General features: G+C 50.6%; 25 protein-coding genes. 20 read left to right on the top strand and 5 right to left on the bottom strand.

What is annotated here, in order from left to right; translation table 11 throughout:
* The first annotated feature begins 181 nt into the window (after window positions 1-181).
* The 7 genes from BM181_RS05570 to BM181_RS05540 all read left to right on the top strand — a co-directional run bounded on the left by BM181_RS05570 (window position 182) and on the right by BM181_RS05540 (window position 6,697).
* Window positions 182-1,057, top strand: coding sequence for a YitT family protein (locus tag BM181_RS05570; protein ID WP_075442816.1), 876 nt, complete (start codon window positions 182-184; stop codon window positions 1,055-1,057).
* Between the two features lie 22 nt (window positions 1,058-1,079).
* A complete protein-coding gene (locus BM181_RS05565) occupies window positions 1,080-1,682 on the top strand; it encodes a hypothetical protein (RefSeq protein ID WP_075442815.1) in 603 nt (200 codons plus the stop codon).
* A 148-nt stretch (window positions 1,683-1,830) separates the two neighbouring features.
* Complete coding sequence (locus BM181_RS05560; protein WP_075442814.1) at window positions 1,831-3,126, top strand: O-acetylhomoserine aminocarboxypropyltransferase/cysteine synthase family protein; 1,296 nt, start codon at window positions 1,831-1,833, stop codon at window positions 3,124-3,126.
* Window positions 3,127-3,293: 167 nt separating this feature from the next.
* Window positions 3,294-4,421 carry a M48 family metallopeptidase gene (locus tag BM181_RS05555; protein WP_256211305.1) on the top strand — a complete coding sequence of 376 codons (1,128 nt, stop codon included), beginning with the start codon at window positions 3,294-3,296 and terminating at the stop codon, window positions 4,419-4,421.
* An 87-nt stretch (window positions 4,422-4,508) separates the two neighbouring features.
* Window positions 4,509-4,772: a YhdT family protein gene (locus BM181_RS05550; protein ID WP_075442813.1), complete on the top strand. Its 264-nt coding sequence runs from the start codon at window positions 4,509-4,511 to the stop codon at window positions 4,770-4,772.
* A complete protein-coding gene (gene panF / locus BM181_RS05545; RefSeq protein WP_075442812.1) occupies window positions 4,765-6,264 on the top strand; it encodes a sodium/pantothenate symporter in 1,500 nt (499 codons plus the stop codon). The genes BM181_RS05550 and panF overlap by 8 nt, the downstream gene beginning before the upstream one ends.
* A 145-nt stretch (window positions 6,265-6,409) precedes the next feature.
* Window positions 6,410-6,697, top strand: coding sequence for a hypothetical protein (locus BM181_RS05540; protein ID WP_075442811.1), 288 nt, complete (start codon window positions 6,410-6,412; stop codon window positions 6,695-6,697).
* An 87-nt stretch (window positions 6,698-6,784) separates the two neighbouring features.
* Here BM181_RS05540 and BM181_RS05535 read toward each other — a convergent pair whose 3' ends face one another.
* A complete protein-coding gene (locus BM181_RS05535; protein ID WP_075442810.1) occupies window positions 6,785-7,195 on the bottom strand; it encodes a hemerythrin domain-containing protein in 411 nt (136 codons plus the stop codon).
* A gap of 156 nt (window positions 7,196-7,351) precedes the next feature.
* On the opposite strand from BM181_RS05535, the gene BM181_RS05530 reads away from it, so the two are divergent.
* The 8 genes from BM181_RS05530 (at window position 7,352) to BM181_RS05500 (ending at window position 13,364) form a co-directional block, all read left to right on the top strand.
* Window positions 7,352-8,032 (top strand): Crp/Fnr family transcriptional regulator, encoded by a 681-nt coding sequence (locus BM181_RS05530; protein WP_143092117.1) that lies wholly within the window; start codon window positions 7,352-7,354, stop codon window positions 8,030-8,032.
* Window positions 8,033-8,181: 149 nt separating this feature from the next.
* Window positions 8,182-8,778 carry a recombinase family protein gene (locus tag BM181_RS05525; protein ID WP_075442809.1) on the top strand — a complete coding sequence of 199 codons (597 nt, stop codon included), beginning with the start codon at window positions 8,182-8,184 and terminating at the stop codon, window positions 8,776-8,778.
* 334 nt (window positions 8,779-9,112) lie between these two features.
* Window positions 9,113-9,841 (top strand): LEM-3-like GIY-YIG domain-containing protein, encoded by a 729-nt coding sequence (locus BM181_RS05520; protein WP_075442808.1) that lies wholly within the window; start codon window positions 9,113-9,115, stop codon window positions 9,839-9,841.
* Window positions 9,842-9,937: 96 nt separating this feature from the next.
* Window positions 9,938-10,924, top strand: coding sequence for an HNH endonuclease (locus BM181_RS05515; RefSeq protein ID WP_075442807.1), 987 nt, complete (start codon window positions 9,938-9,940; stop codon window positions 10,922-10,924).
* Between the two features lie 74 nt (window positions 10,925-10,998).
* The gene (locus tag BM181_RS05510) at window positions 10,999-11,856 is read left to right on the top strand and encodes a hypothetical protein (RefSeq protein WP_075442806.1); all 858 of its coding nucleotides are present in this window, start codon (window positions 10,999-11,001) and stop codon (window positions 11,854-11,856) included.
* An 89-nt stretch (window positions 11,857-11,945) separates the two neighbouring features.
* Window positions 11,946-12,077, top strand: coding sequence for a hypothetical protein (locus BM181_RS15520; RefSeq protein ID WP_256211304.1), 132 nt, complete (start codon window positions 11,946-11,948; stop codon window positions 12,075-12,077).
* A 72-nt stretch (window positions 12,078-12,149) separates the two neighbouring features.
* On the top strand, window positions 12,150-12,647 hold the full coding sequence (locus tag BM181_RS05505; RefSeq protein WP_075442805.1) for a hypothetical protein: 498 nt from the start codon (window positions 12,150-12,152) through the stop codon (window positions 12,645-12,647).
* A 15-nt stretch (window positions 12,648-12,662) separates the two neighbouring features.
* Window positions 12,663-13,364, top strand: coding sequence for a hypothetical protein (locus BM181_RS05500; protein WP_075442804.1), 702 nt, complete (start codon window positions 12,663-12,665; stop codon window positions 13,362-13,364).
* A gap of 309 nt (window positions 13,365-13,673) precedes the next feature.
* On the opposite strand, the gene BM181_RS05495 is transcribed toward BM181_RS05500, so the two are convergent.
* The 4 genes from BM181_RS05495 to BM181_RS05480 form a co-directional block, all read right to left on the bottom strand.
* Window positions 13,674-13,982, bottom strand: a complete 309-nt coding sequence (locus BM181_RS05495; protein WP_075442803.1) for an AzlD domain-containing protein — start codon at window positions 13,980-13,982, stop codon at window positions 13,674-13,676.
* The gene (locus BM181_RS05490; RefSeq protein WP_075442802.1) at window positions 13,972-14,721 is read right to left on the bottom strand and encodes an AzlC family ABC transporter permease; all 750 of its coding nucleotides are present in this window, start codon (window positions 14,719-14,721) and stop codon (window positions 13,972-13,974) included. The genes BM181_RS05495 and BM181_RS05490 overlap by 11 nt, the downstream gene beginning before the upstream one ends.
* A gap of 129 nt (window positions 14,722-14,850) precedes the next feature.
* On the bottom strand, window positions 14,851-16,221 hold the full coding sequence (locus BM181_RS05485; RefSeq protein WP_075442801.1) for an alanine/glycine:cation symporter family protein: 1,371 nt from the start codon (window positions 16,219-16,221) through the stop codon (window positions 14,851-14,853).
* Window positions 16,222-16,406: 185 nt separating this feature from the next.
* Window positions 16,407-18,221, bottom strand: coding sequence for a MutS-related protein (locus BM181_RS05480; RefSeq protein WP_075442800.1), 1,815 nt, complete (start codon window positions 18,219-18,221; stop codon window positions 16,407-16,409).
* Window positions 18,222-18,384: 163 nt separating this feature from the next.
* Here BM181_RS05480 and BM181_RS05475 point away from each other — a divergent pair, with 163 nt between their 5' ends.
* From BM181_RS05475 to BM181_RS05455, 5 genes are all read left to right on the top strand, one after another.
* Window positions 18,385-19,356, top strand: coding sequence for a hypothetical protein (locus tag BM181_RS05475; protein WP_075442799.1), 972 nt, complete (start codon window positions 18,385-18,387; stop codon window positions 19,354-19,356).
* Window positions 19,357-19,475: 119 nt separating this feature from the next.
* Window positions 19,476-19,640: an aminoglycoside phosphotransferase gene (locus BM181_RS05470; RefSeq protein WP_075442798.1), complete on the top strand. Its 165-nt coding sequence runs from the start codon at window positions 19,476-19,478 to the stop codon at window positions 19,638-19,640.
* A 73-nt stretch (window positions 19,641-19,713) separates the two neighbouring features.
* Window positions 19,714-19,992 carry a hypothetical protein gene (locus tag BM181_RS05465; protein WP_075442797.1) on the top strand — a complete coding sequence of 93 codons (279 nt, stop codon included), beginning with the start codon at window positions 19,714-19,716 and terminating at the stop codon, window positions 19,990-19,992.
* A 34-nt stretch (window positions 19,993-20,026) separates the two neighbouring features.
* A complete protein-coding gene (locus BM181_RS05460; protein WP_075442796.1) occupies window positions 20,027-20,698 on the top strand; it encodes a hypothetical protein in 672 nt (223 codons plus the stop codon).
* A 17-nt stretch (window positions 20,699-20,715) separates the two neighbouring features.
* Window positions 20,716-21,372: a D-sedoheptulose-7-phosphate isomerase gene (locus BM181_RS05455; protein WP_075442795.1), complete on the top strand. Its 657-nt coding sequence runs from the start codon at window positions 20,716-20,718 to the stop codon at window positions 21,370-21,372.
* The last annotated feature ends 425 nt before the right edge of the window (window positions 21,373-21,797 follow it).

Genomic DNA, 21,797 nt, shown 5'->3' with positions numbered 1-21,797 from the left:
AATCAAAAGCACGATAAACCCAGCAAAAAAAATTATAAAAGAGCATAGTCTGGCAAAAAACACCGACCAAAACGATAATGGTTGACCAAAGTCACGAATTTTATTAAAAATTAATGGCAGGAAAAGCAAGAAATTGGCTATAATATAAATAGGTAGAAGTCTATGACGGGAGTGTGAACCTATGGAAGAAAAGAAAAAGATTGTTCAGCACCGGCCCAAGTCGTTTTATGTGAAGAAGTACCTGACGATATTCTTCGGCGCGATCATTGCGGCAGTGGGCTTGGAGCTGTTTTTGATCCCGAATGAAGTCATCGATGGCGGCATCGTCGGTGTCTCGATCATGATGAGCTCGCTGACGGGTTTGTCCCTTGGTGTATTCCTGGTTTTGCTCAACATCCCGTTCCTATATCTGGGCTATAAGCAGATCGGACAGAATTTTGCCATTGCGACCCTGGTCGCCATCTGTTTCCTGGCTGTATGGTCTGCGGTGTTTTCGCCCTTTCCGCAGGTCACTGACGACCCGTTCCTCGCGGCCATCTTTGGCGGCATCATCGACGGTCTGGGCGTCGGGCTGATCATCCGTGCGGGCGGCAGTCTCGATGGCACGGAGATCGTCGCCATCATCATGGATAAGAAGTCGGTGTTCTCGGTCGGCGAGGTCGTCATGTTCATCAATCTCTTCATCCTGTCGAGCGCGGGCCTGCTCTATGGCTGGGACAAGGCGATGTATTCCCTCGTGGCCTACTTCGTCATCTCGAAGATGATCGATGTGGTCATCAAGGGCCTCGATGAGTCGTATGCCGTCATGATCGTGACGAATGAGCATGATGAGATCACGTCGGCACTCAATGATCGCCTGGGCCGCGGTGTGACGCTGCTGCATGGTGCTGGCGGCTATACGGGGGAGAGCAAGGAAGTGCTTTACTGTGTCGTCACGCGCCTGGAGGTCGACAAGCTCAAGGAAATCGTGCTGGAGAAGGAGGAGAACGCATTCGTCACCATCAACGCCGTCCACGACATCATCGGCGGACGGTTCAAGAAAAAGGCGATCCATTGATTCGATGAAGGGAGGAGAAAGCATGCGCCGTATTGCATTGCTGGCATTTCTTGTCATGTTGTTCCTGACTGCGGCCGCAAGTGCGGCCGAGCGGGTTCCCTTGCGGGTCGCGCAGCTGCCGCTGCGGGTACAGAGCTGCTATCAGCCGTCGCAGCAGGTGATTGACGGCCTGGAGCGGCAGGTAGACCGCAGCCTGCATGTGCCGCTCAACGAGACGCTCAAGGCTGTGGAATTCATTCCGGAGCGGCAGTGCCTGGCGGCATTGGCAGAGACGGCCGATGAGGTCGGCGGCAAGCCGCGGCTGAAGGATATCGTGAAGCCGCTGGCCGCAAAGCTGCAGGCTGACCTCGTGGTCGTGCCGGTGGTCACTGGGTATGAGCAGTATACCTATATGAGCTGGAACTGGCGGCGCGGGCAGATACTCCACAGCTACGCGGCGGTGCAGATTGTCGGCTATGACCGCAAGAAAGACGAGGTCTTCAAGAAGGAGGGATCGCGCCGCTATGATGACGAATACATGCCCTCCGGCGAGGTGACACGGCTGGTGGCGGAAGCTATGGATGATGCCCTGCGCGAGGCTGCAGTCCATGACCGCGTCTGGAGTTGGAAAACGAATATAAAATGAGAGTAGACAGGCTTTGGCAAGAAATGGCCAAAAGCCTGTTTTTTTTTTACAAAAAGTATTGACACTTAACAATGTTACAGATATAATGTAAACATATTAATCAGATATGTTTACAAAAACACATAGCTTACGAAAAGAGGTAATCGCCATGAGTGAAGAGAGAAAATACAGATTTGAGACCCTGCAGCTCCATGTCGGTCAGGAGCAGGCTGATCCAGCCACCGATGCCCGTGCCGTTCCCATCTATCAGACGACGTCTTATGTGTTCAGCGACTGCGAGGATGCTGCTGACCGCTTCGCTCTGAAGAAAGGCGGCAATATCTATGGCCGTCTGACGAACCCGACGGAAGATGTATTCGAGAAGCGCATTGCAGCGCTGGAGGGCGGCTCGGCGGCTCTGGCGGTAGCCTCGGGTGCCGCTGCTGTGACCTATGCCCTGGAGGCTCTCGTGCACCATGGCCAGCATATCGTGGCTGCGACGACGATCTATGGTGGTACCTATAATCTCTTTGCCCATACCTTCCCTAGCCATGGCGTGGAGACGACCTTTGTTGACCCGACGCAGGGTGTGCAGGTATTCGAGGATGCAATCCAGGAAAATACCCGCGCTGTCTACATCGAGTCCATCGGCAATCCGAATGCCAACCTCATCGATATCGAGGCGGTAGCGGCTATCGCTCATAAGCATGGTCTGCCGCTGGTTGTTGACAGCACCTTTGCGACGCCGTATCAGTTGCGTCCGTTCGAGTATGGGGCAGATATCGTCGTCCATTCGGCGACGAAATTCATCGGCGGTCATGGCACGACGCTGGGCGGTGTCATCGTCGAGAGCGGCAAGTTCGACTGGAAGGCTTCGGGCAAGTTCCCGCAGCTTGTCGAGCCGAATGAGAGCTACCATGGCGTAAGCTTCTACGAAGCGCTGGGCCCGGTGGCCTTTGTCACCTATATCCGTGCCTTGATCCTGCGCGATGAGGGAGCGGCTATCTCGCCGTTCAACGCCTTCCTGCTGCTGCAGGGGACAGAGACCCTGTCGCTGCGCGTCGAGCGCCATGTGGAGAACGCACTCAAGGTTGTCGACTATCTGGCGAAGAATCCGAAGGTCGCCAAGGTCAACCATCCGGCAGTAGCCGACCATCCGGATCATGAGCTTTACAAGAAATACTTCCCGAATGGCGGTATCTCCATCTTTACCTTCGAGATTGCTGGCGGTGCGGCAGAAGCCAAGAAGTTTGTCGATCATCTGAAGGTATTCAGCCTGTTGGCCAACGTCGCTGACGTCAAGTCCCTCGTTATCCATCCGGCATCGACGACGCATAGCCAGATGAATGAGCAGGAACTGGCCGCTTCGGGCATCACGCCGGCGACTGTCCGCCTGTCCATCGGTACGGAGCATATTGACGATATCATCTATGATCTCGATCAGGCTTTCCAGGCGGTAGACTGATATAAATAACGAACAGCCTCCTTTGATTTTGCTGATAAAATTAAGGGAGGCTTTTATCATGGTTAAAGTTTTGTGAGAATTATCTGATTATGGTTGAAATAGTCAGTCTATATAAGTATAATCGAGGAGGATGATAACAATTCTTGGTTGATTTGGAGGGATTTTTAGTGGAATTCAAAAAAATATCGCGCAAAGCTGCCGCTGCTATGCTGCTCAGTGCTTCTTTGGTGGGTGGTGAGCTGGCAATCGCTCCGCCGGCAACGGCAGAGGCTTTTTCGCTCAGCAATATCAACGATATCGGCAGCATCGTCGTGACGGGGGTGAAATATGCGCAGCTGCGTTCGCAGATCAAGCAGCAGACGGATTATCTGGACAACGACCCAAATGGACGGCAGGTGATGTATAACGATTGGCGCAACAAGACCGGCGTTGACTATAATGAGAATCTGAACTGGCGTCTGGAAAATATGATGCAGAATATGACGGCTGCAGTCCGCGCGGTGGATGCCTCGATCGACAAGCATCCCTACTATTATTACCTGAATCCGGACGACTCGTTCAACGCCTTCTGTGGTTTAGGGCATGTCATGAGTGTCAATCATGGTGCCTTCGACTACATTTCCTGTGATGATGAGCTGGCTGTCATTGTCGGCCACGAGATGGGCCATGGGCAGAAATCCCATGCAGCGAATGGCATGGTGAAGACGTTGGACAAGCAGCTGTTGGCATCTGTGGCCTCATCGGTGGCTGGGGGAACGGACCTTACCGATATGGTAGCGGGGATGGCGCTCAAGAATGGCGTCGTACATGCGACTAAGAGCAACGAGTGGGAGGCGGACAACCTTTCCTGGGAATACATGACGCATTCCAATTACAATCCAGGGGCCTGTGCTGCTATCTGGCAGCGCGTCATCGACAAGCTCGGCAATAACAGCCAGAGCGGTGCAGCTCTCTGGTTCAACCCGTCTGACCATCCGAACCATGCTGCCCGCCGCGACAATTACGCGAAGAAGCTGACGGCTTACAGCGGCAAGCATGTCACGGATAAGGACGGCGTGGTCTATGTCAATGGCAAGAAATTCGTCACGCCGGCACCGGCTGGCGGCATGAGCACCAAGGAGCGTTCGTATTTCGTCATGGGCAATCTGGCAGCCGCCTATCATAACGGCCATAACAAAGCTGGCGTCACGGCGAATGGCAATACGGTCATGATGGGGGCACAGCCCATCCTGACCTGCACCGCAGACGATGAAGCGGCGCAGACGTTGGCTGATCGTCTCAACTCCATCAAATAAGATTGATAAAATCCTCTTTCTGCGGTACACTATTTGGTACGACGGTACGCACAGGATGGTGCGACTGTACAGAAAGGGGATTTTTATATGTCTGAATTTGAAAAATACCAGCAGATATGCCGCGAAGCCGGATGGACCGGGGCAGCTCTGCTGGTTCTTATTGTGTTCTGGATCTTTGCCGGCTTTGGGCTCGCTGGTGTCAAAGGCGAGCTTTTTGGCCTGCCGCTTTGGGCAGTGACCTCGAGCCTCGGTGTCTGGTTCTTTGCCATCGTATTGGTGAAGCTGCTGACAAGATTCGTGTTCCGGGATATGGAGCTTGAGGAAGGGAAGGGGGCTGACCGTGATGAATAACGGCAATCCGGCAGCACTGCTGCCCTTGCTGGTCTTCATGGCTGTGATGGTCGGCATCGGCTTCTATGTGCGCCGCGTGCAAGCCCGTGGCTTTGCCCATAATTTTGTGCAGCAGTATTTCATTGGCAGCCACGATCTTGGCGGCTTCGTTCTTGCGATGACGACCGTGGCGACTTACAGCTCGGTAAGTTCGTTTGTCGGCGGTCCCGGCATGGCCTGGCAGATCGGTTTTGGCTGGATTTATATGGCGGTTGTGCAGGTCACGGCGATTTTCCTGGTGCTGGGAATTTTTGGCAAACGCGTGGCCCTGCTGTCGCGCAAGTTCGATGCGGTGACGGTTGTCGATATTATCCGTGAGCGTTTCCAGTCGGATGGTCTTGCGAGCCTGGCGGCTTTTATTATCGTGCTGTTCTTCTGTGCGACAATGACGGCACAGTTTGTCGGTGGTGCGAAGTTGTTTGCAACGGTCACGGGCTACAGTTATGAGATGGGGCTGTTGCTTTTTGGCCTAGTCGTTGTCATCTATACGAGTATCGGCGGTTTCCGTGCGGTGGCACTAACAGATACTTGCTGTGCAGTCATGATGATGATTGGCATCGTGTTGTTGCTCTACTATGTCTTGCAGGCAGGTGGCGGTTATAGCAATATCATGGCCAATATCCATGCCAACCATCCGGAGATGCTGGAGCCGTTGTCAGCGGGGCATATGCCTGTGGGCCTGTATCTTACGCAGTGGATACTCGTCGGTATCTGTACGATTGCCCTGCCTCAGTCAGTCGTGCGTGGCATCAGCTACAAGGATACGAAGAGTTTGCATCGGGCAATGCTTATCGGTACGGTGGTTGTCGGTTTCATGAATATCGGTATTAACTTCACGGGTATCCTTGCCCATGGTGTACTGACCGATAGCCTGCAGAGCTATGGCGGTGTTGACTATATCATACCGAAGACGATTGTCACGGCAATGCCACCAGCATTGGTTGGCCTGGCCATCATCGGCCCGTTGGCTGCTTCGATTTCGACGATTTCGGGGCTGCTGATTGTCGCATCTTCGGCCATCATCAAGGATGTTTATCTGCATCATAAGGCCAAGCGGGGCATCCAGCCGTCCGCAGGCAAGCTTCGGCTACTGTCGATGGCGGCTACGGCGGTGATTGGTGTTGTGGTGTTCTGCATTGCGTTGACGCCGCCTAGCCTTATCTGGATCATCAACATGTTTGCTTTTGGCGGTTTGGAGACGGCGTTCTTCTGGACGCTGCTGCTCGGACTGTTTTGGCGGCGGGCCAACAAGCTTGGTGCCATCCTGTCGATGGGGGGCGGCACGCTGGCTTATTGCTTGACGCAGGGCATGGGATTCAAAGTCCTAGGACTGCATCAGATAACCATCGGTATTACGGTTTCGCTGCTGTTCTTCCTGCTCGGTGCTTATATTGGCAAACCGCAGGATGAAAAAGTGCTGGCAACATTTTTTCCTAATAAAGGTAAATTGTAATAATTCACTACCAATGGTAGAAAAATTGTGCTATAATACATTTACCCTTTAGGACTTATGGGGTAAAATAACGCTATAAATATTTATGTAAATAAAAAGCAATATAAAGATTGTTTATATAACTGTTGCGTAGGAGGAGAAGTAAATGGTTGTGGCAGTCAACAACACAACAAATAAGTTATTTAAATTCAAGACGGGACGATATAATCTCAAGGAGAAAGCAGCCTGGAAATCGCGGACGGCGTTTGTCGAGGATACGCTGCAGGAAATCATCCGCGAAGCCGCCCATCGTGAGCCTATCGCATTTGCCAAGTGCTGCTACGATATAAAACTCACGCGCAGCGATGTGGAAAATCGCTATGTACTGTCTTATGTTGATGCTGTACGTTACTGGAAGACGTATTGTGATGCACGCGTCTACCAAATCGCATAAAGATTGTCATTTCTGAGGATAGCAATGGCAGACAGAACCGGCCCCGCCTTATGGTACATAAGGCGGGGCCGGTTTTCGTTCCTGCTGTCATTCCGCGACGAGGGGGTAGAGCTCTTTGTCTTCGCGCTGCAGCCGTTCCAGCAAGGCGCCGATGACCCGCTGGGTTTCCTGGCGGAATTTGGGGATATCGGCCTTGATCTTTGACGGCGTCATGAATGCTTCCTTATAGGCCGTGAAGGTTGCGGCCAGTCCGCCCATATCCTGCTCAAAGCGTACAGCCATCTGCCGGATGGTGTCGTCGGGACTCTGGCTGAGGCTGGGGTAAAGGAATTTATCCTCAGCGGCAAGATGGATGGAGATAAGCCCTGCCAGCCGTGCCAAGGCTTTGGCGATGTCATCGGCCTGCTGCCCGACTTGCAGGTCGGAATGGCAGCTGTTGATGGTGCGGATGTATTCATAGATGCTGGCATGGTGGTCTTTCAAGATTTCAAGATACATGAGATAGCCTCCTTGGTTTGTCGTTTTTCTGGTCTTATTGTAGCGGCTGGCGGCTGACGGGTCTGTTGTCATGGCAACAGATTGTGATTTTCTGGATATGCCAGACTGCTGGTGTATGCTAGAATAAAACCAAAATAGGAAACGGAGGCTGTGCGTATGATGGGGAAAGAAAATCTATGCAGGAAGTATGAGCAGGTTTTGGCGAGCTGTCCCCTGCTGGCGGGGATACCTGCGGCAGAATACGAAAAGACGTTGCATTTCCTGAAGGGAAGATGGCAGCGTCTGGGTAAGCATGAGATATTCCAACGACTGGATGAGCCGTTCCGTTATGCGGGAATCGTGGTGATGGGGCGTATCGAAGGAGCCTTCCTCAATGAAAATGATGCGAAGATCGCGGTCAGCCGCTTTGGCGCCGGGGAATTCTTCGGTGAGGCTCTGGGCTGCGTGCAGCCGGCGCACAGCCCGATACAACTTGAGGCTTTGGCAGACAGTCTGGTCATCTTCGTTGACCTTTCTATCCTGCAGCAGCCGCAAGGCGAAAGTACGGTAATACCGTATCAGCTCGCACTGAATTTGATTCGTGGCCTGGCCCAGCAGAACGTCTATCAAAACCGCAAGGTGCGGATCTTGAGCCAGAAGAAACTGCGCGACCGCATCGGGATATTCCTAGGCGAGATGCCGCGCCAGACAGATGGCGCGGTAGCTGTCAACCTGACGACGACAGCTATGGCAGAATTCCTTGGCGTCAACCGCAGTGCCCTGTCTCGCGAGCTCGGTGCCATGCAGGATGAAGGCCTGCTGCGCATTGAGGGGAAGAGATACTTCCTGCTTAGATGAGTATGAGTTCCTTTATAGATACACCTAAAAGCCCATCGGTAAGAAACACCGATGGGCTTTTAGGTGTATCGTTATTGTCCAAAAAACGGAAGCATTCCCTCTAAAATCAAAGTAAATTTGTTTTTTATAATTGGAGAGGAGGAATCCAAATGAACAACAAGATTTATGGCTACATCCGAGTATCCACTATTTCCCAGCGCGATGATCGCCAGTGGCTGGCAATGGAAGATTTCGGCATTCCGAAGGAGTGCGTCTTTGTAGATAGGCAAAGCGGGAAAAACTTCGAACGCCCTGCCTATATCGAGATGATGGAACAGCTCAAACCTGGTGACACCTTGGTGGTGAAGAGTTTGGACAGGCTGGGGCGTAACTACGACGAGATGACCCAACAGCTGGATATCATCACCAAGGAGAAAGAAGCAGCCATTGTGGTTATCGACCTTCCGCTGCTTGATACGCGAAACAAATATGGGGATGACCTGACGGCAAAACTTATCTCCAATCTGGTCATTCAAGTATTTTCCTATGTGGCTGAAACTGAGCGCAATATGAATCACCAGCGAACCATGGAAGGGCTGGCCGCGGCAAGGCTGCGCGGTGTCCGGCTGGGCAGACGGCCAGTGAAGAAACCTGCGGCTTTTGCGATGGTGCGGGAGGCATGGGCAAACGGGCAGATTTCCGAGCGGGAAGCTGCAGAAAAGCTGGGCGTGTCCCGCCCCACCTTCCATAAATGGGCGCATGAGTAAGCACGATAAAGCCCTAAAATGAAAGAGGCGGCAAGAAAACCATGGTTTAACTGCCATCTAAAGAATCTTTGATTTCACGACCCCATATATATTATCGTAATGTTTCGACAATATATAATAATTTTCCTGCAAAGAAAAAGAAAAATTATGCCGCAAAAAAACCATGGTTTTTCTGCCAAATTGCGGTATGCAAAAAAGCGGATAGAAGGGGGATGGAGCGATTAATGATAGTTTTCGTAGGGTGTTGGAAAGATGCTTTGTAAGCATGAGAAGATGGAAAAATACAGGTAATGTATGATGATATGATTTGTAAACTGTATCGGAGGTTAGCGTTATGATTCGTGAATTTTCATTAAAGACCCAGGAAGAACTGAAAAACTATGTTTATGTTTTGTCAGATACGGAAGGGAACATTTTCTATATCGGGAAAGGGACAGGGAATCGCGTATTTGACCATTTTAAACAGAATGGAAATAATTCTAAAGTTGCAAAATTAGATGAATTAAAGAAACAAGGGAAAGAACCCGTGATTGAAATATTAGCATATGGAATGGATGATGAAACGGCCAAAATTGTTGAAATGTCAGCGATTGACCTTATAGGATTAGATAAACTTACGAATGAGATAAGAGGAAATCATGCTGGTAAGTGGGGACGTAGGTTTGCGGATGAATTGGAACGCGAATATGGCGCAACGCCTATTTATGCTAAAGACTTTAAGGAGGATGCTATATTTGTGAAAATTACACAAAAGTATAAAGCAGGAATAGATGAAAATGAACTATATGAAATTGCACGGAGTAGTTGGGAAATTAGGAGTGAAAAAGCAAAACGGAACTGTAAATATGTAATGCCGCTGTACAATAATATAATTTTGGAAGTATATAAAGTAGATGAATGGGCTTATGTTGAGGATGAGCGTTACGAATTTGTAGGAGCCATTGCCTCAGATGAAATTCGTGAAAGATATGTAAATAAATATTTGCCGGAAACTACTAAGTTACAACATCCGGTTATTTATGTTATTGATGGGAAGATAGAAAATAATAAGAAAGATCGTTAATGAAATTATAATTATTAGATAAAAATGGAATAAACAAACGCAAATATTATTTTATAAAGATAAGTTTTGTTTTATATTATGAAATGGAGGCATAAAATGGAGGTTTACTATGTATCTCAGGATGAAACGTACGAACAAGAAATAACAAAACAATATTTGTGGACAAGGCAGTTAACAAGAGATGGTAAGCGTTGGCCACCAGCTGAGAATGTTAAAAGAATGAAAAAAGGAGATTTCATATACCATCTTCATAAGAAAAAAATAGTTGCGATAAGTTGTGTTGTTGAAGATGGCAAATATTACAATTTATCTGAAATGCCACCTGAAGATAGAGTGGTTTATGGAGACGGAATGGACGAGGGATATTTGACTAGAGTTCATGTTGAGGAATTAAGTACACATGTAGACCATCAGAAATTTATCGAATGGGTCAAAATGAATATAAAGAATTCAGAATTGATTACATATGGTGAAAAAGCAGTTAAGAAAATGGCTTATGCGTTAAAGATGAATCCAAAAGAGATAATATATTTGACTGAACAAATCAGAAGTTTTGGTAACGAGAATCTTTACTTATGGAAGATTTTATACTATTTTGATCAAGATTATACTAATGATGAAAAAGAAGAAATTGAAAAAGCTATTGATACGATGAGTAAAATGCCTAATAGGGAACACTTCAAAAAAGAGCCACAAAAAGCAGCATATGTCTATAATAAAAAATATCCTAGACGTAATCTGGTGAATGCGGCTGAAGCATTGATTTACGCAAATTATAAATGTGAAGTGGATAATAATCATAAAATATTTCAAAGGAAGAATGGAAAAGGCTATACAGAAGCACATCATTTAGTGCCAATGAGTAATACTGGTGAATTTAGAGATAACGAAAATAATGTGATTTCACTTGATGTTACCAATAATATTGTATCTCTATGTAGTAATTGCCATGCCATATTGCATCATGGAACTATGGAAGAAAAAGAACCTGTGCTGAGAAAATTATATGAAGAACGAAAAAAGAGCTTGGAAGATGCAGGGATTAAAATTGATTATCTAAAATTAAAGGATTGTTATAAGTGATATAATGTCCCAAAAAGTCAAGTTTTGAATAAAAAATTAATATGATTACGATGGCTTAGAGGAAGTGAAGAAGGATGTTATGGCGAAAATTTTTGGGTACAATATGGCTATGTACTATGATGCTTTTGGGAAGTGCGAATATGGTGCAGGCGTTAGGTCTGTCCACGGATGGGCAGGGGGGCTACTATGCTTCGGATAACCATGATTATATGCTGATTGATACTCAACCTATGGGGCCGATTTCTATGTGGTATATGTTGGATTTGAATTCTTGTGAATCGGGAAGTTATGATGGACGGGCTGCGGTATATGGCCGAGTATACATGATAACTAGCGATTCAGAGAATTCCAAGGGAGGAACGAACTTTAATTTTGTGTTCTTCCAAAATGGTGTGTACCATGCGCCGGGAGGCAGCTATCAGTACATTAAAGGCAGTGACACTAGTCGTGCGGCGAAGGTGATTTTTGACCGAGCGAATGGGAAGAGTTCATCGGGGAGTAAATCCAGTTCTTCAAAACAACACAATTTACTTCGTGATGACCAGATTGCGATTGGTGGTATATCTCCGTTTGGCTCATCGCAAGCATATATCAGGAGTATTTACGGTGAACCGACTAAAATATCAAGGTCATGGTCAAAGTCATGGGAGGCAATGGTAGAGCGTTGGGAGTATGGAGATTCTTTTATAATGCTATTTGTGGGAGATTCGACAGAGTACCCATATCTAATAAAATGTACAGCTGCAAATGGTTTAGCGACTCCGGACGGAATTAAAGTTGGCAGTCCTGCTTCAGAGGTTATAACAAAATACGGTAAACCGCCTTTTGCTGTAAATGGCTCATATCACTATAAGGGACGTGGGGATTGTGATTTTGTTTTTTCGGTAGCAAATGGTGTGGTTACGGCGATTTACGTAGGTTGGAGTGCTTAAATTGGGAGGTAAATGTAGATGAGAATGATAAAATAATAAGTAGACCAATTTGTCTCTTGACAGCTGTCGGCTTTTGGTTAAGTAGCAATATGGCGCAGACGTTGGCAGCGAGCAGTGATATGATGGAATGGGACAAGGAGACTATCAACGGCATGGACTATGGAGGGGCTGCCCCGGACAAGGCGAAGAATCCAGGCCATGCGCGGATTATGGCCCATTAAGCGGCTATACTGGAAGCGGCAAGGATTAATCGGGATATAATTTTGCGGGCAATGTGAGAGGAGTTGAAGATAATGAAAAAGATTGTATTAACTTTGTTAGCATTTCTTTTATTGACATGTCAAAGTGCCTTTGCGGCTAATCCTTATCCACGGACATTGGATAATGGGAATTTAGTATTTGTTGCTGGTCATATGGGCTATGGAATATATGCTATTCGTTCCTCAGTAGATGTGCAGCTTTATCAGCCGCCAAAGTATCAGATTGCTATAAATAGTATAACGGTGAATGTGGATACGGGTCAGCGTGGGGATGTGGAGATCCATTATTTCCGCTATAACTGGGATACCAAGACGGTTTACTATTATTCACAACAAAAAGATACATGGTTGAAATGGGATTTGAATTGTACCTATAGTTTTGCAACGGGTGCGCCCTTTGTGCCTAATTTAGCAGAGGTGGCTTTTGTAAGTGCTTATAATATGAAGTTCTATGGAAATAAACTAGGATATACTTACGGTTCGTGGCAGAGAGTTATTCCCGAGAGTTTGTATCAGGCATTGGGGATTTGATGGGAGGCATAAGTAATGCGTAAACTGTTATTCCTGCTATGTTTGTCGCTGTTTGTTCACATAGGCAGTGCGGATGCCATGTCGTTGCGCGCTATTTGTCCTTTGTTAGGCTTTTCCAATCACAATGGGATAGCAGAAGATTGCAGTGGCCCGGATAATGGAGAACATTGGGCCAAGTTAAGTAACTTCAATGGCAAGGAAGTCAATGTAAAGATACGGGTAAAATATTATCACGACTATGGCATCAGAAAAAATGCCGGTGGAACGATAACAGTTAGCTGCGGCAGAGAGATGCTGTCTTTTCCGGTGAAAAAAGATGAATCAGCCAAGGTGCAGATAATGCCTTCGACAGATAAGCGAGAGTTTTTATTGATTCGAACTTATCAGGATGCTGCTGATGGCAGTTCTGCTTGTATGGGGATGTGGCTTGTGGGCGAGAAAGATGGGAAATTGCTTACTTATGCTACATTGGACACAGTAGAAAATGCAGGTTTGCTGTTTGATGACATATCCCCGACCATTAAGAATGGTGAGCTTTGGCTTACTGGGACGGCAAAAGTTTATTGGGGGGCTGACCCGCAGGCTCCGCCCCGTCCATTAAGCAGTAAATACAACGGTGTGCCGGTCAAAGTGGATGGGAATTATTGCACTATAAACTCAGCCGTTCTGTTTTGGGATAGTGCCGCTCAGTGGTTTGGCATAAGAATGGAAAATTGACCAATTAGGGGAGGATGAGACTGGTGAAGAAAAATCTCTTAATCTTGTTGTTGGGAATGGGCTTTTTGCTTTGATGAGGTTTTTGCTGGGCTTATTGCAGAACAGACCCGCGACTGGCCCCGCCAAGCACTAAGGCGCGCAGTTCAGCGCTGGCCCTGTCCATTATACGTTGCCTGTATCACTACAAATATGGAGATACATACAATTCCTATATTGATTGACTAGTAGAACACAGAAAAGCGGGGGCTGACAAGTCAAATTTGACAAGTCAAGCCTCCGCTTGTTTTTGGAGTATTATATAATTCCTGCTTAGATGAGTATGAGTTCGGTGCAGAACACGACGATACAGCAGGCGGCTGATACTTTGAACAGGCTGGCACCGTACCAGGAAAGCGCGATGCCGGCTATAAGGGCCATAAGGCCGGAGATTGGTGTCTGCGTAGCGTTCATGATGGCCGGGAAGGTCATGACGGCGAGCGTTACATAGGGGACGTAGAACAGGAAGGAACGCAGAAAACGGTTCTTGATCTGCTTGCGGATGAGCGTCAGCGGGACGATGCGGATGGCGATAGTCACGGCGCTCATGATGAATAGATAGACATAGATGTCATGCTGCATGGTCGTTGTCCTCCTTGTCTTTTATGGGGAAGAACGCGGCGCCAAGCCCTGCGATGACAACGGTCAGGATAATCGTGCGCGTGCCGGCGGACAGCTCCATAAGACCGGGCAGATGTGCCAGAGCAAAGCTGGCAATGAAACTGGCGAGTACGAGGCCGCCGACGATGTGGTTGTCGCGGGCCGTCGGGATGATGACCCAGAGGAACATGCCGAACAGGGCGACAGACAGGGCACTGACGGCCTGCAGTGGCAGCAGGTTGCCGGCGACGACGCCGAGGGCGGTACCGATGGACCAGCCAGGCAGGGCGACGGCCATAGCGCCATAATTATAGTAGGGATTGAGCGGACCTTTGCGGGCAATCGTGATGCCGAAAATCTCGTCCGTGATGTCGAAGCCGACGAGAATGCGATGCCAAAGTGGCGTATCCGCTGCGAATTTCTGGCTGACGACACAGCTCATGAGCATGTAGCGCGCATTGGCCACAAGGGTGATGATGGCCATCTCGAGGTAGGGGGCATCGGCGGCAATGACCGTGAAGGCGGCGTATTCGCCGGCGGAGGCATTGTTGAAGAAGCTGGCCAGAAAGCCCTGGAAGGGCGTGAGGCCGGCGTTCCTGGCGGCAATGCCAAGGGTGAAGGAGACGACGAAATATCCCAGGGCAATCGGGATGCCGTCATGGATGCCTTCGAAAAACACATCCCGGCGGGTCTTGCCCAGTGGCAATGGTATGGCTGACATGAAAAGCCTTCTTTCTAAGAATAAGTGTATGCCTACTATTGTATGGCTAAGTGAAGGAATTGTAAAGATGTAAATAAAGCGACCTCCTGCCCAATGGCAGGAGGTCGCTTTGCCTAGCAAGCTGGCGTATCAGTTCAAGGCCTCTTTGGCATTCTTGGAGGCTTCCTCTTCGGCGAGGTAGCTCTTCGTCTCAGCGACGACTACACCGGAGAGGGCGATAAGGGCGATAAGGTTCGGGATAGCCATGAGGCCGTTGACGATATCGGCAAGGATCCAGATGGCTTCGAGCTTGAGGAAGGCACCTGAGGCAATCAGTGCGATGAAGATCACACGGTACGGCAGGACGCCTTTGGTACCCATGAGGTAGATGCAGGCGCGCTCGCCGTAGTAGTTCCAGCCGAGGATCGTCGTGAAGGCAAACAGGGCCAAAGCAATCGTCAGGAGCTGGCTGCCGAGGAAGCCGTAGACGCTGGCAAAGGCGGCGCTGGTCATAGCGGCACCCGCAGCATCTCCCTGCCATACACCCGTGAGGACAAGGGCCAGGCCCGTCATCGTGCAGATGATGATCGTGTCGATGAAGGTACCCGTCATGGAGATGAGACCCTGCTCAGCCGGATGCTTGGTTTTGGCAGCAGCGGCGGCGATCGGGGCGGAGCCGAGACCGGATTCATTGGAGAAGACGCCGCGGGCGATACCGTTCTGCATGGCCATCATGATGGTGGAGCCTGCAAAACCACCGGCAGCAGCCGTGCCTGTGAAGGCACTCTCGAGAATCAGGGAAACGGCAGCCGGGACGGCATCGAGATGCATGAGGATAAGGCCAAGGCTGATGGCGATGTACATGACGGCCATAAACGGGATGACCTTGGAGGCGACTTTGGCGATGCTCTGCAGGCCGCCGAGGGTGATAGCGGCAATCAGCAGTGTCAGGACGATGTCCGTAGCGAATTTCGGCACACCAAAGGAGATATTGACACTGTCGACGATGGCGTTGACCTGCGGGAAGGTACCGATGCCGAGATAAGCGACGAGGATCGTTGCGACGGCGAAGAAGGTAGCGAGCGGTTTATACTTTTCGCCCATGCCGTTGCGGATGTAGAACATCGGGCCGCCGGCAATCTCGCCTTTTTCATCGGTGCTGCGATACTTGACGGCGAGCAGGCCTTCGGCGTATTTCGTTGCCATGCCGAAGAATGCGGCCATCCACATCCAGAAGATGGCACCCGGGCCGCCGACCTTCACAGCCGTGGCGACGCCGACGATGTTGCCCGTGCCGACCGTAGCGGCGAGGGCGACGCAGAGTGCCTTGAAGCTCGAGACATCACCTTCGCCGTGGTTCTTGGCTTTGAAGATAAGGCCGAGCGCTTTCGGCAGGCGGAATACCTGCAGCAGGTGCAGGCGGATCGTCAGGAAGATGCCCGTGCCGACCAGAAGCGTGATCAGCGGCGGCCCCCACATGAAGGAGTCGATGGCATTGAGTACAGGGATGAATGATTCCATGGGAATGTCCTCCTCAAATGAATAGAATAACAGGAAGTGTCTCTTGTGAATATACAATGATATACGGAATTAAGACAATAAATATATTAGCACATCTGTGGACATTTGTCTCGCTTTTTTTATAAAAAAATGCGAACAAGCCGTCAGATTGGGCTTTGTTCGCATTTTTTCGTGTTTTGACGGATTTAGTTTCCTGTTGCGTGCTCATCGGTGATGATCCCTGCCATGCGCAGCAGATACTGGGCATTCGTGGTCTGGCAGCGCCCTGGCTTGAGCTTGTAGTCGAACCGTATCTTGTCGTCTTCGTAGTATTCTTCGAAGTGACAATTTGTTACAGGTATCTCGTTGGGGGAGTTCAGGTCACAGAGCTCGAAGTCGTGCGTGGTGACAAGGGTGATGCACCAGGCGCGGGTCAGATGGCGGATGGCTTCCTGCGCACCGATGATGCGGTCGGCGGAGTTGGTGCCTTTGAAGATCTCATCGATGCAGATGAGCATGGGCTGCTCCTGGCGGCTGAACTCGACCATCTGCTTGATGCGCAGGAGTTCGGCGTAGAAGGTCGATATGCCCTGGGACAAGTCATCGTTGACCTGGATGGAGGTGAAGATATGCAGCGGCGACAGCGTGAACTCTGCGGCACAGACCGGTGCGCCGGCATAGGCGAGGACGGCTGCACTGGCAAGCGTGCGCATATAGGTGGTTTTGCCGCTCATGTTCGATCCCGTGATGATATGCGTGCCTGCGGCAAGCCTGGCATCGTTCGGGATGGCTTTCTCCTCGGGGAGCAGCAAGGCGCTGAGGCTGCGGGCGCGCAGAGACGGCGAGCCTGCTGCCAGCTGCGGGAATACCCATGTTGTCCGCGTGTGGCCGATCGTCGCCAGTGACAGCAAGGTTTCCATTTCGGACCAGATGTCGATCCATTCGCGCAGGTTGCTGGCAGCATCGTCGCGCCAGCGGCTGAGCTGGACGGCCATATGGCAATCCCAGAGCAGCAGGGTGTTGGCAAGCACGAAGAAAAAGAGGTTGTGGTCCAAAGAGACGCAGTCGGCCAGCCGGGCCAGACGGCGCAGGCTTTGGCTGGCGCCGCCCGTGCGCAGGCGCTGCTGCAGACCGCTCAGCGTGGTGCTGGCAAAATCTGCCTGCTCGAGCTCGCGGAACAGCGCCTCGTAGTGGTGCAGCTCATGGGTGAGATCGGCGAGGGGGGCGAGCACCTCCTGGTTGTGACGGTGGAACAGCATCGTGAGCAGGAATTGCAGTCCGGTCAGCAGGCCGGGGAGGCTCCAGCTCACCACATCGAAGGCCGCAAGCAGCAGGCTGATGAGCGTGAGGACTGGCAGTATCCAGGCTGTGCGGTAGCGGACGATCGAGTGGCTGCCGCTGGGCGGTTCTTTTTCAATCTCTGCCAGCAGGCTGGTGGTATCATGGCCATTGGCGAGCATGGCTGCGCGGGCCATGAGGTTCAGGCAGAAACGCGGGTGATCGATGAGTTCTGCCACGGCTTGCTGGCGGGCGAGTATCTTTGCGGGAGCAGGCGGTGACGTGGCAAGGGACCGGGCCAGCCGCTGGCGGCCGCGCTGGGTACGGGCGCAGGAAAGGTACTGGTACAGGGAGGCAGGGCCGAAGATATGCAGGTCGGTTTCCTGTGGCCGGTCGGCGCGGTGGAAGCTGGCCCCATTGTCATCAAAATCCTTCCATTTGCCAGTGAAGCGATCGATATAGGAAGAAGTCGCGTCGAGATGGCAGGCAAGCAGCTGCTGTTGCTGGCGCAGCCTGTTGTGCTGGCGGACGAGCAACAGGAAAAAGATGAGTAGCAGCAGGCCGAGGACGGTTCCTGCCGGATGGCCATCGTAGCCGGCCGCAAAGGCGAAGACCATCGTGAGGAAGGTGCCTGTGCGCAGCGCCATATAGCGGCTGCTACGCTGCTGGAGCTCATGGATGGTACAGAGGTCAGCCTCACGGATGGCTTCATAGAAGTGCCGTTTCTCCTGGGTATGTTTCAAAGAAAATCACCTCACACAATAATCTGGATGATTTTATTATAGCATGATGTAGGTTTTTCGAAAAAAATGTCGAAATCAGTAACAGAAAGCTTGGCTCAGGGGTATAAGAAGAGAAAAGCTTTTGCAAGAGAAGCAAAACAGGATAAGGAAAGGATGATTGCAAATGATGAAGGGAAAGAAATTCTTAGCGGCAGCAGGTCTTGCTGTGTCACTGACGTTTGGCGGAACCGCGCTGCCGGTACTGGCAGCGGAGCAGGCTCCGGCTGTGCAGCAGGCGGCTGTCGTAGATGCCAAGGCACAGCTGAGCAAGGATTTGGCCAGCCTGGCTGAGTATAATAAAGGGACGATGGCGTTTGACTTAGATTTGTCATCGCCATTGCTCAGCTTATGCTATAAGGGATCACTGTCCTTCAATGTCGAGCCGAAGATGGCTGCCAAGGGCACGCTGGCCATGGAGATGATCGTACCGGGGGCACCGTCGTCCATCGAGCAGAGCGCATTCTATATGCAGGAATCGGATAAGGACCTCACGGTCTATGTGCAGAAGGCCGATAAGAGCTGGGAAAAGACCGTAGCAGAAAAGAAGGAACAGAAAAAGACCGTGGATCAGACGGTAGATCAGGCATTGGCTGTTGATCTGATGAAATGTACCAAAGAGGTAACTCTCGGCAGCAGCGAGGGCAGCAAGCAGAGCTATCTTGTCACGCTCGACGGGAAAAAGTTCTATCCGTATCTGTTCCAGCTATTGGAGCTCGACAAGAAAGATGCGAAAGATAAAAAGGATGCGAAGGATACCGAGCAGCTCAAAAAGGTATTGCAGAGCATGGGCGATATCGAATACACTGTGACCATTGACAGAAAAGAACATATGATGACGGATTTGCACGCCAACCTGACGACGCAGATGCGCAAAGCGTTGACTTCGCTACTCAAAGAACAAAAAATGACGGCGGAAGATGAAAAGGGACTGCTGGAAATCATCAATGGCAGCACGCTGGAAATCAGCTTCAGCGGCCGCAAGCTTGAGTCGGAGTCGGATCTTAATGTACCGGCTGATGTAGCTGCGAAAGCTAAGCTGACGGATGCCAAGATGCCGAGTGTATTGCCGAAAGTCCTGCCGGCAGGGAAAAAATAATATCCTGTGAATATGAATGCCAGTCCGGGAATTCTGCTTCCCGGACTGTTTTTTCTTGAACTGGCAGCGATAACCCTGTAAACTGGTAGGAGCAGGAAAGCTACAGGAGGGAAGAATGGATGAAAGCGGATAACACCGAGGCGATGGCCCGCATCCAGCAGAGTATCGACAGCATCGAGAAGCGGATGCGCGTGGATTCGAACGATCTCGACTACGAGACGCATCTGCGCCAGAAGCGACAGCTGCAGCAGATACTCGATCGCATGAAAGCCAGAAATCTGTAGAATCTCAGCAGATTTTCATCTGGGATTGATAAACTATAAACATCAAAAGGTCAAAAGAAAGGATGAACCTCAAATGTCTCAACGTATGACGATGGACGAAGTCCTCAAACAGTATGGCGTCCCGCAGATCAAGCTCGATGTCCATGCGACGCGCAGCGAGCTCTTGAAGCTCCGCGAGAAACTTATGGCAATCCGTGATTTATCCAATGGCCAGGAACAGGGATACCTCGACATTGACTGCAAGCTCTACATCGATGTCGATGATATTGACCGGTATCTGTCGGGTGAGCTCGATACGGTGGGCGAGATCTACGCCTTCCCCGAGGATATCAAGTCCTATAAGGAAGAATAATCTGTGATACTATATATGAAGGAGAGTTGACATTATGAAGTTGAAGAAATTAGCTGCGGCAGTTATGGTGGGGCTTATGGTCGCTACGGCGGTGCCGATGGTCACAGCCGTCACGGCTGATACGGCAACGGTGGCCTATGCGGCCAAAGGCGGCGCAAAGCTGGGCGGCGGGGCAAAATCTGCGCCGAAACCGGTAGCCCCGAAGGCATCGGCACCGGCAAGCAACAGCAAATCGGTATCGGGCAATGGCGAGGGCTACAAGCCGTCCAAGGATGCCAAGAGCCTCGATAAGAATGCACCGGCAGCCAACAGCAAGAGCAATACGGCGGGTACGGCCAATGCGCAGAGCGGCAGCCGTTGGGGGAGTGCCCTGCGCAATATCGGCCTGCTGGCTGGCGGCATGATGCTCGGCAGCCTGCTGGCGAGCATGTTTGGCGGCCTGGGCGGCGGCCTGCTCGCTGATATCCTCGGTGTGGTCATGAATGTCATCCTGGTCTTTGCAGCCATCATGGTGATCAAATGGCTCTGGAACAAGTTCCGTGGCCGCAAGAATGAGGGCAATGTCTACCGTTCCTCGATGCGTGATCTCAACATGCGCCAGGAACCACAGGATGTCATGCCGCAGCGCAGGGAAATCCAGGATATCCGAGGCCCTGAAAGCGGCTATGAAGCCAAAAGCATGGCTGACAGATATCGCAATCGTTAAAAGGAGATTTGTTTAAATTGGTGAAGGAATCGACAAGAAATAAAGTAAGCGAATTGATTGAACGTTATCCGGCCCTGTTGGTCTGCAAGGCCGACCTTGAGGCGGCGGTGGAGGCCATCTGTGAGAGCTATCGCAGCGGGCATAAGCTCATTGCCTGCGGCAATGGCGGCAGCGCCTCGGATGCCGAGCATATCGTCGGCGAGCTCATGAAGGGCTTCCTGCTGCCGCGCAAGCTCGGCAGTGATATGGAGGCCAAGATGCGCGCGGTATGCCCGGATGAGGCAGACTACTTTATGGAGAATCTGCAGGGCGCATTGCCGGCACTGTCGATGGTCAATCAGGTAGCGCTCAATACGGCGTTCGCCAACGATCAGGCACCGGATCTCGCCTTTGCCCAGCAGCTTTTGGGCATGGGCGATGCGGGCGATGTCCTCGTGGCGATTTCGACATCGGGCAACAGCACGAATGTTATCTATGCGTTGCAGATGGCGAAGGTCAAAGGGGTAAAGACCATCGCACTTACGGGCAAGTCGGGCGGCAAGATCAAGAGCCGCAACCTGGCAGATGTCTGCATCTGCGTGCCCGATGATGAAACCTTCCGTATCCAGGAACTTCACCTGCCGGTCTACCATATGCTCTGCATTGCGGCCGAGAATGAATTCTTTGGCGAGTAACCTGCAATAAGGGCGGCTCGTTGTCTCCTACGTGAGACGGCGAGCCGTTTTTGCTATAAATTGCAGTTTGTAATTACCAGGAATTTATTCGTAGAATACCGCGCCGCCGGGCCGGGGAGTACCAACGCTTCACTTAGATGCTTTGCTAAAAATATTTTTTGCCTTTAACTAAGCATTGAAAAAGTTCCCAAACGCGCTGCGCTTGAACGGTGTGAATTTTTCAACGGAATGTGAAGGCAAAAAATATTTTCTTCACGCAAACCATCAATGTTACGCTTATGGTACGCCCCTGCCCGGCGGCTTCGTTTCAGCAATAGCCCGAATGAATCTTCAACCTGCTAATACGTTAGTACGTATCATTCTGTGCCTAGGATAGTCGCTCCAGACAGAAAGAAGCACTACCCCGTTCGCCCCTTTGGTAATGG

The sequence above is a fragment of the Pseudoselenomonas ruminantium genome, assembly GCF_900113715.1.
Taxonomy (GTDB): domain Bacteria; phylum Bacillota; class Negativicutes; order Selenomonadales; family Selenomonadaceae; genus Selenomonas_A; species Selenomonas_A caprae.
Note: the sequence above shows the minus strand (reverse complement) of the source record. Positions and strands in the feature narration are given on the sequence as shown.

Coding starts and splice junctions, on each gene's coding strand:
- BM181_RS05500 (WP_075442804.1), top strand. CDS start 12,663: ATGCGTAAACTGTTATTCCTGCTATGTTTGTCGCTGTTTGTTCACATA.
- BM181_RS05530 (WP_143092117.1), top strand. CDS start 7,352: ATGATGGGGAAAGAAAATCTATGCAGGAAGTATGAGCAGGTTTTGGCG.
- BM181_RS05525 (WP_075442809.1), top strand. CDS start 8,182: ATGAACAACAAGATTTATGGCTACATCCGAGTATCCACTATTTCCCAG.
- BM181_RS05515 (WP_075442807.1), top strand. CDS start 9,938: ATGGAGGTTTACTATGTATCTCAGGATGAAACGTACGAACAAGAAATA.
- BM181_RS05520 (WP_075442808.1), top strand. CDS start 9,113: ATGATTCGTGAATTTTCATTAAAGACCCAGGAAGAACTGAAAAACTAT.
- BM181_RS05510 (WP_075442806.1), top strand. CDS start 10,999: ATGTTATGGCGAAAATTTTTGGGTACAATATGGCTATGTACTATGATG.
- BM181_RS05560 (WP_075442814.1), top strand. CDS start 1,831: ATGAGTGAAGAGAGAAAATACAGATTTGAGACCCTGCAGCTCCATGTC.
- BM181_RS05475 (WP_075442799.1), top strand. CDS start 18,385: ATGATGAAGGGAAAGAAATTCTTAGCGGCAGCAGGTCTTGCTGTGTCA.
- BM181_RS05540 (WP_075442811.1), top strand. CDS start 6,410: ATGGTTGTGGCAGTCAACAACACAACAAATAAGTTATTTAAATTCAAG.
- BM181_RS05490 (WP_075442802.1), bottom strand. CDS start 14,721: ATGTCAGCCATACCATTGCCACTGGGCAAGACCCGCCGGGATGTGTTT.
- BM181_RS05485 (WP_075442801.1), bottom strand. CDS start 16,221: ATGGAATCATTCATCCCTGTACTCAATGCCATCGACTCCTTCATGTGG.
- BM181_RS05565 (WP_075442815.1), top strand. CDS start 1,080: ATGCGCCGTATTGCATTGCTGGCATTTCTTGTCATGTTGTTCCTGACT.
- BM181_RS15520 (WP_256211304.1), top strand. CDS start 11,946: ATGGCGCAGACGTTGGCAGCGAGCAGTGATATGATGGAATGGGACAAG.
- BM181_RS05495 (WP_075442803.1), bottom strand. CDS start 13,982: ATGCAGCATGACATCTATGTCTATCTATTCATCATGAGCGCCGTGACT.
- BM181_RS05470 (WP_075442798.1), top strand. CDS start 19,476: ATGAAAGCGGATAACACCGAGGCGATGGCCCGCATCCAGCAGAGTATC.
- BM181_RS05550 (WP_075442813.1), top strand. CDS start 4,509: ATGTCTGAATTTGAAAAATACCAGCAGATATGCCGCGAAGCCGGATGG.
- BM181_RS05505 (WP_075442805.1), top strand. CDS start 12,150: ATGAAAAAGATTGTATTAACTTTGTTAGCATTTCTTTTATTGACATGT.
- BM181_RS05535 (WP_075442810.1), bottom strand. CDS start 7,195: ATGTATCTTGAAATCTTGAAAGACCACCATGCCAGCATCTATGAATAC.
- BM181_RS05460 (WP_075442796.1), top strand. CDS start 20,027: ATGAAGTTGAAGAAATTAGCTGCGGCAGTTATGGTGGGGCTTATGGTC.
- BM181_RS05465 (WP_075442797.1), top strand. CDS start 19,714: ATGTCTCAACGTATGACGATGGACGAAGTCCTCAAACAGTATGGCGTC.
- BM181_RS05570 (WP_075442816.1), top strand. CDS start 182: ATGGAAGAAAAGAAAAAGATTGTTCAGCACCGGCCCAAGTCGTTTTAT.
- panF (WP_075442812.1), top strand. CDS start 4,765: ATGAATAACGGCAATCCGGCAGCACTGCTGCCCTTGCTGGTCTTCATG.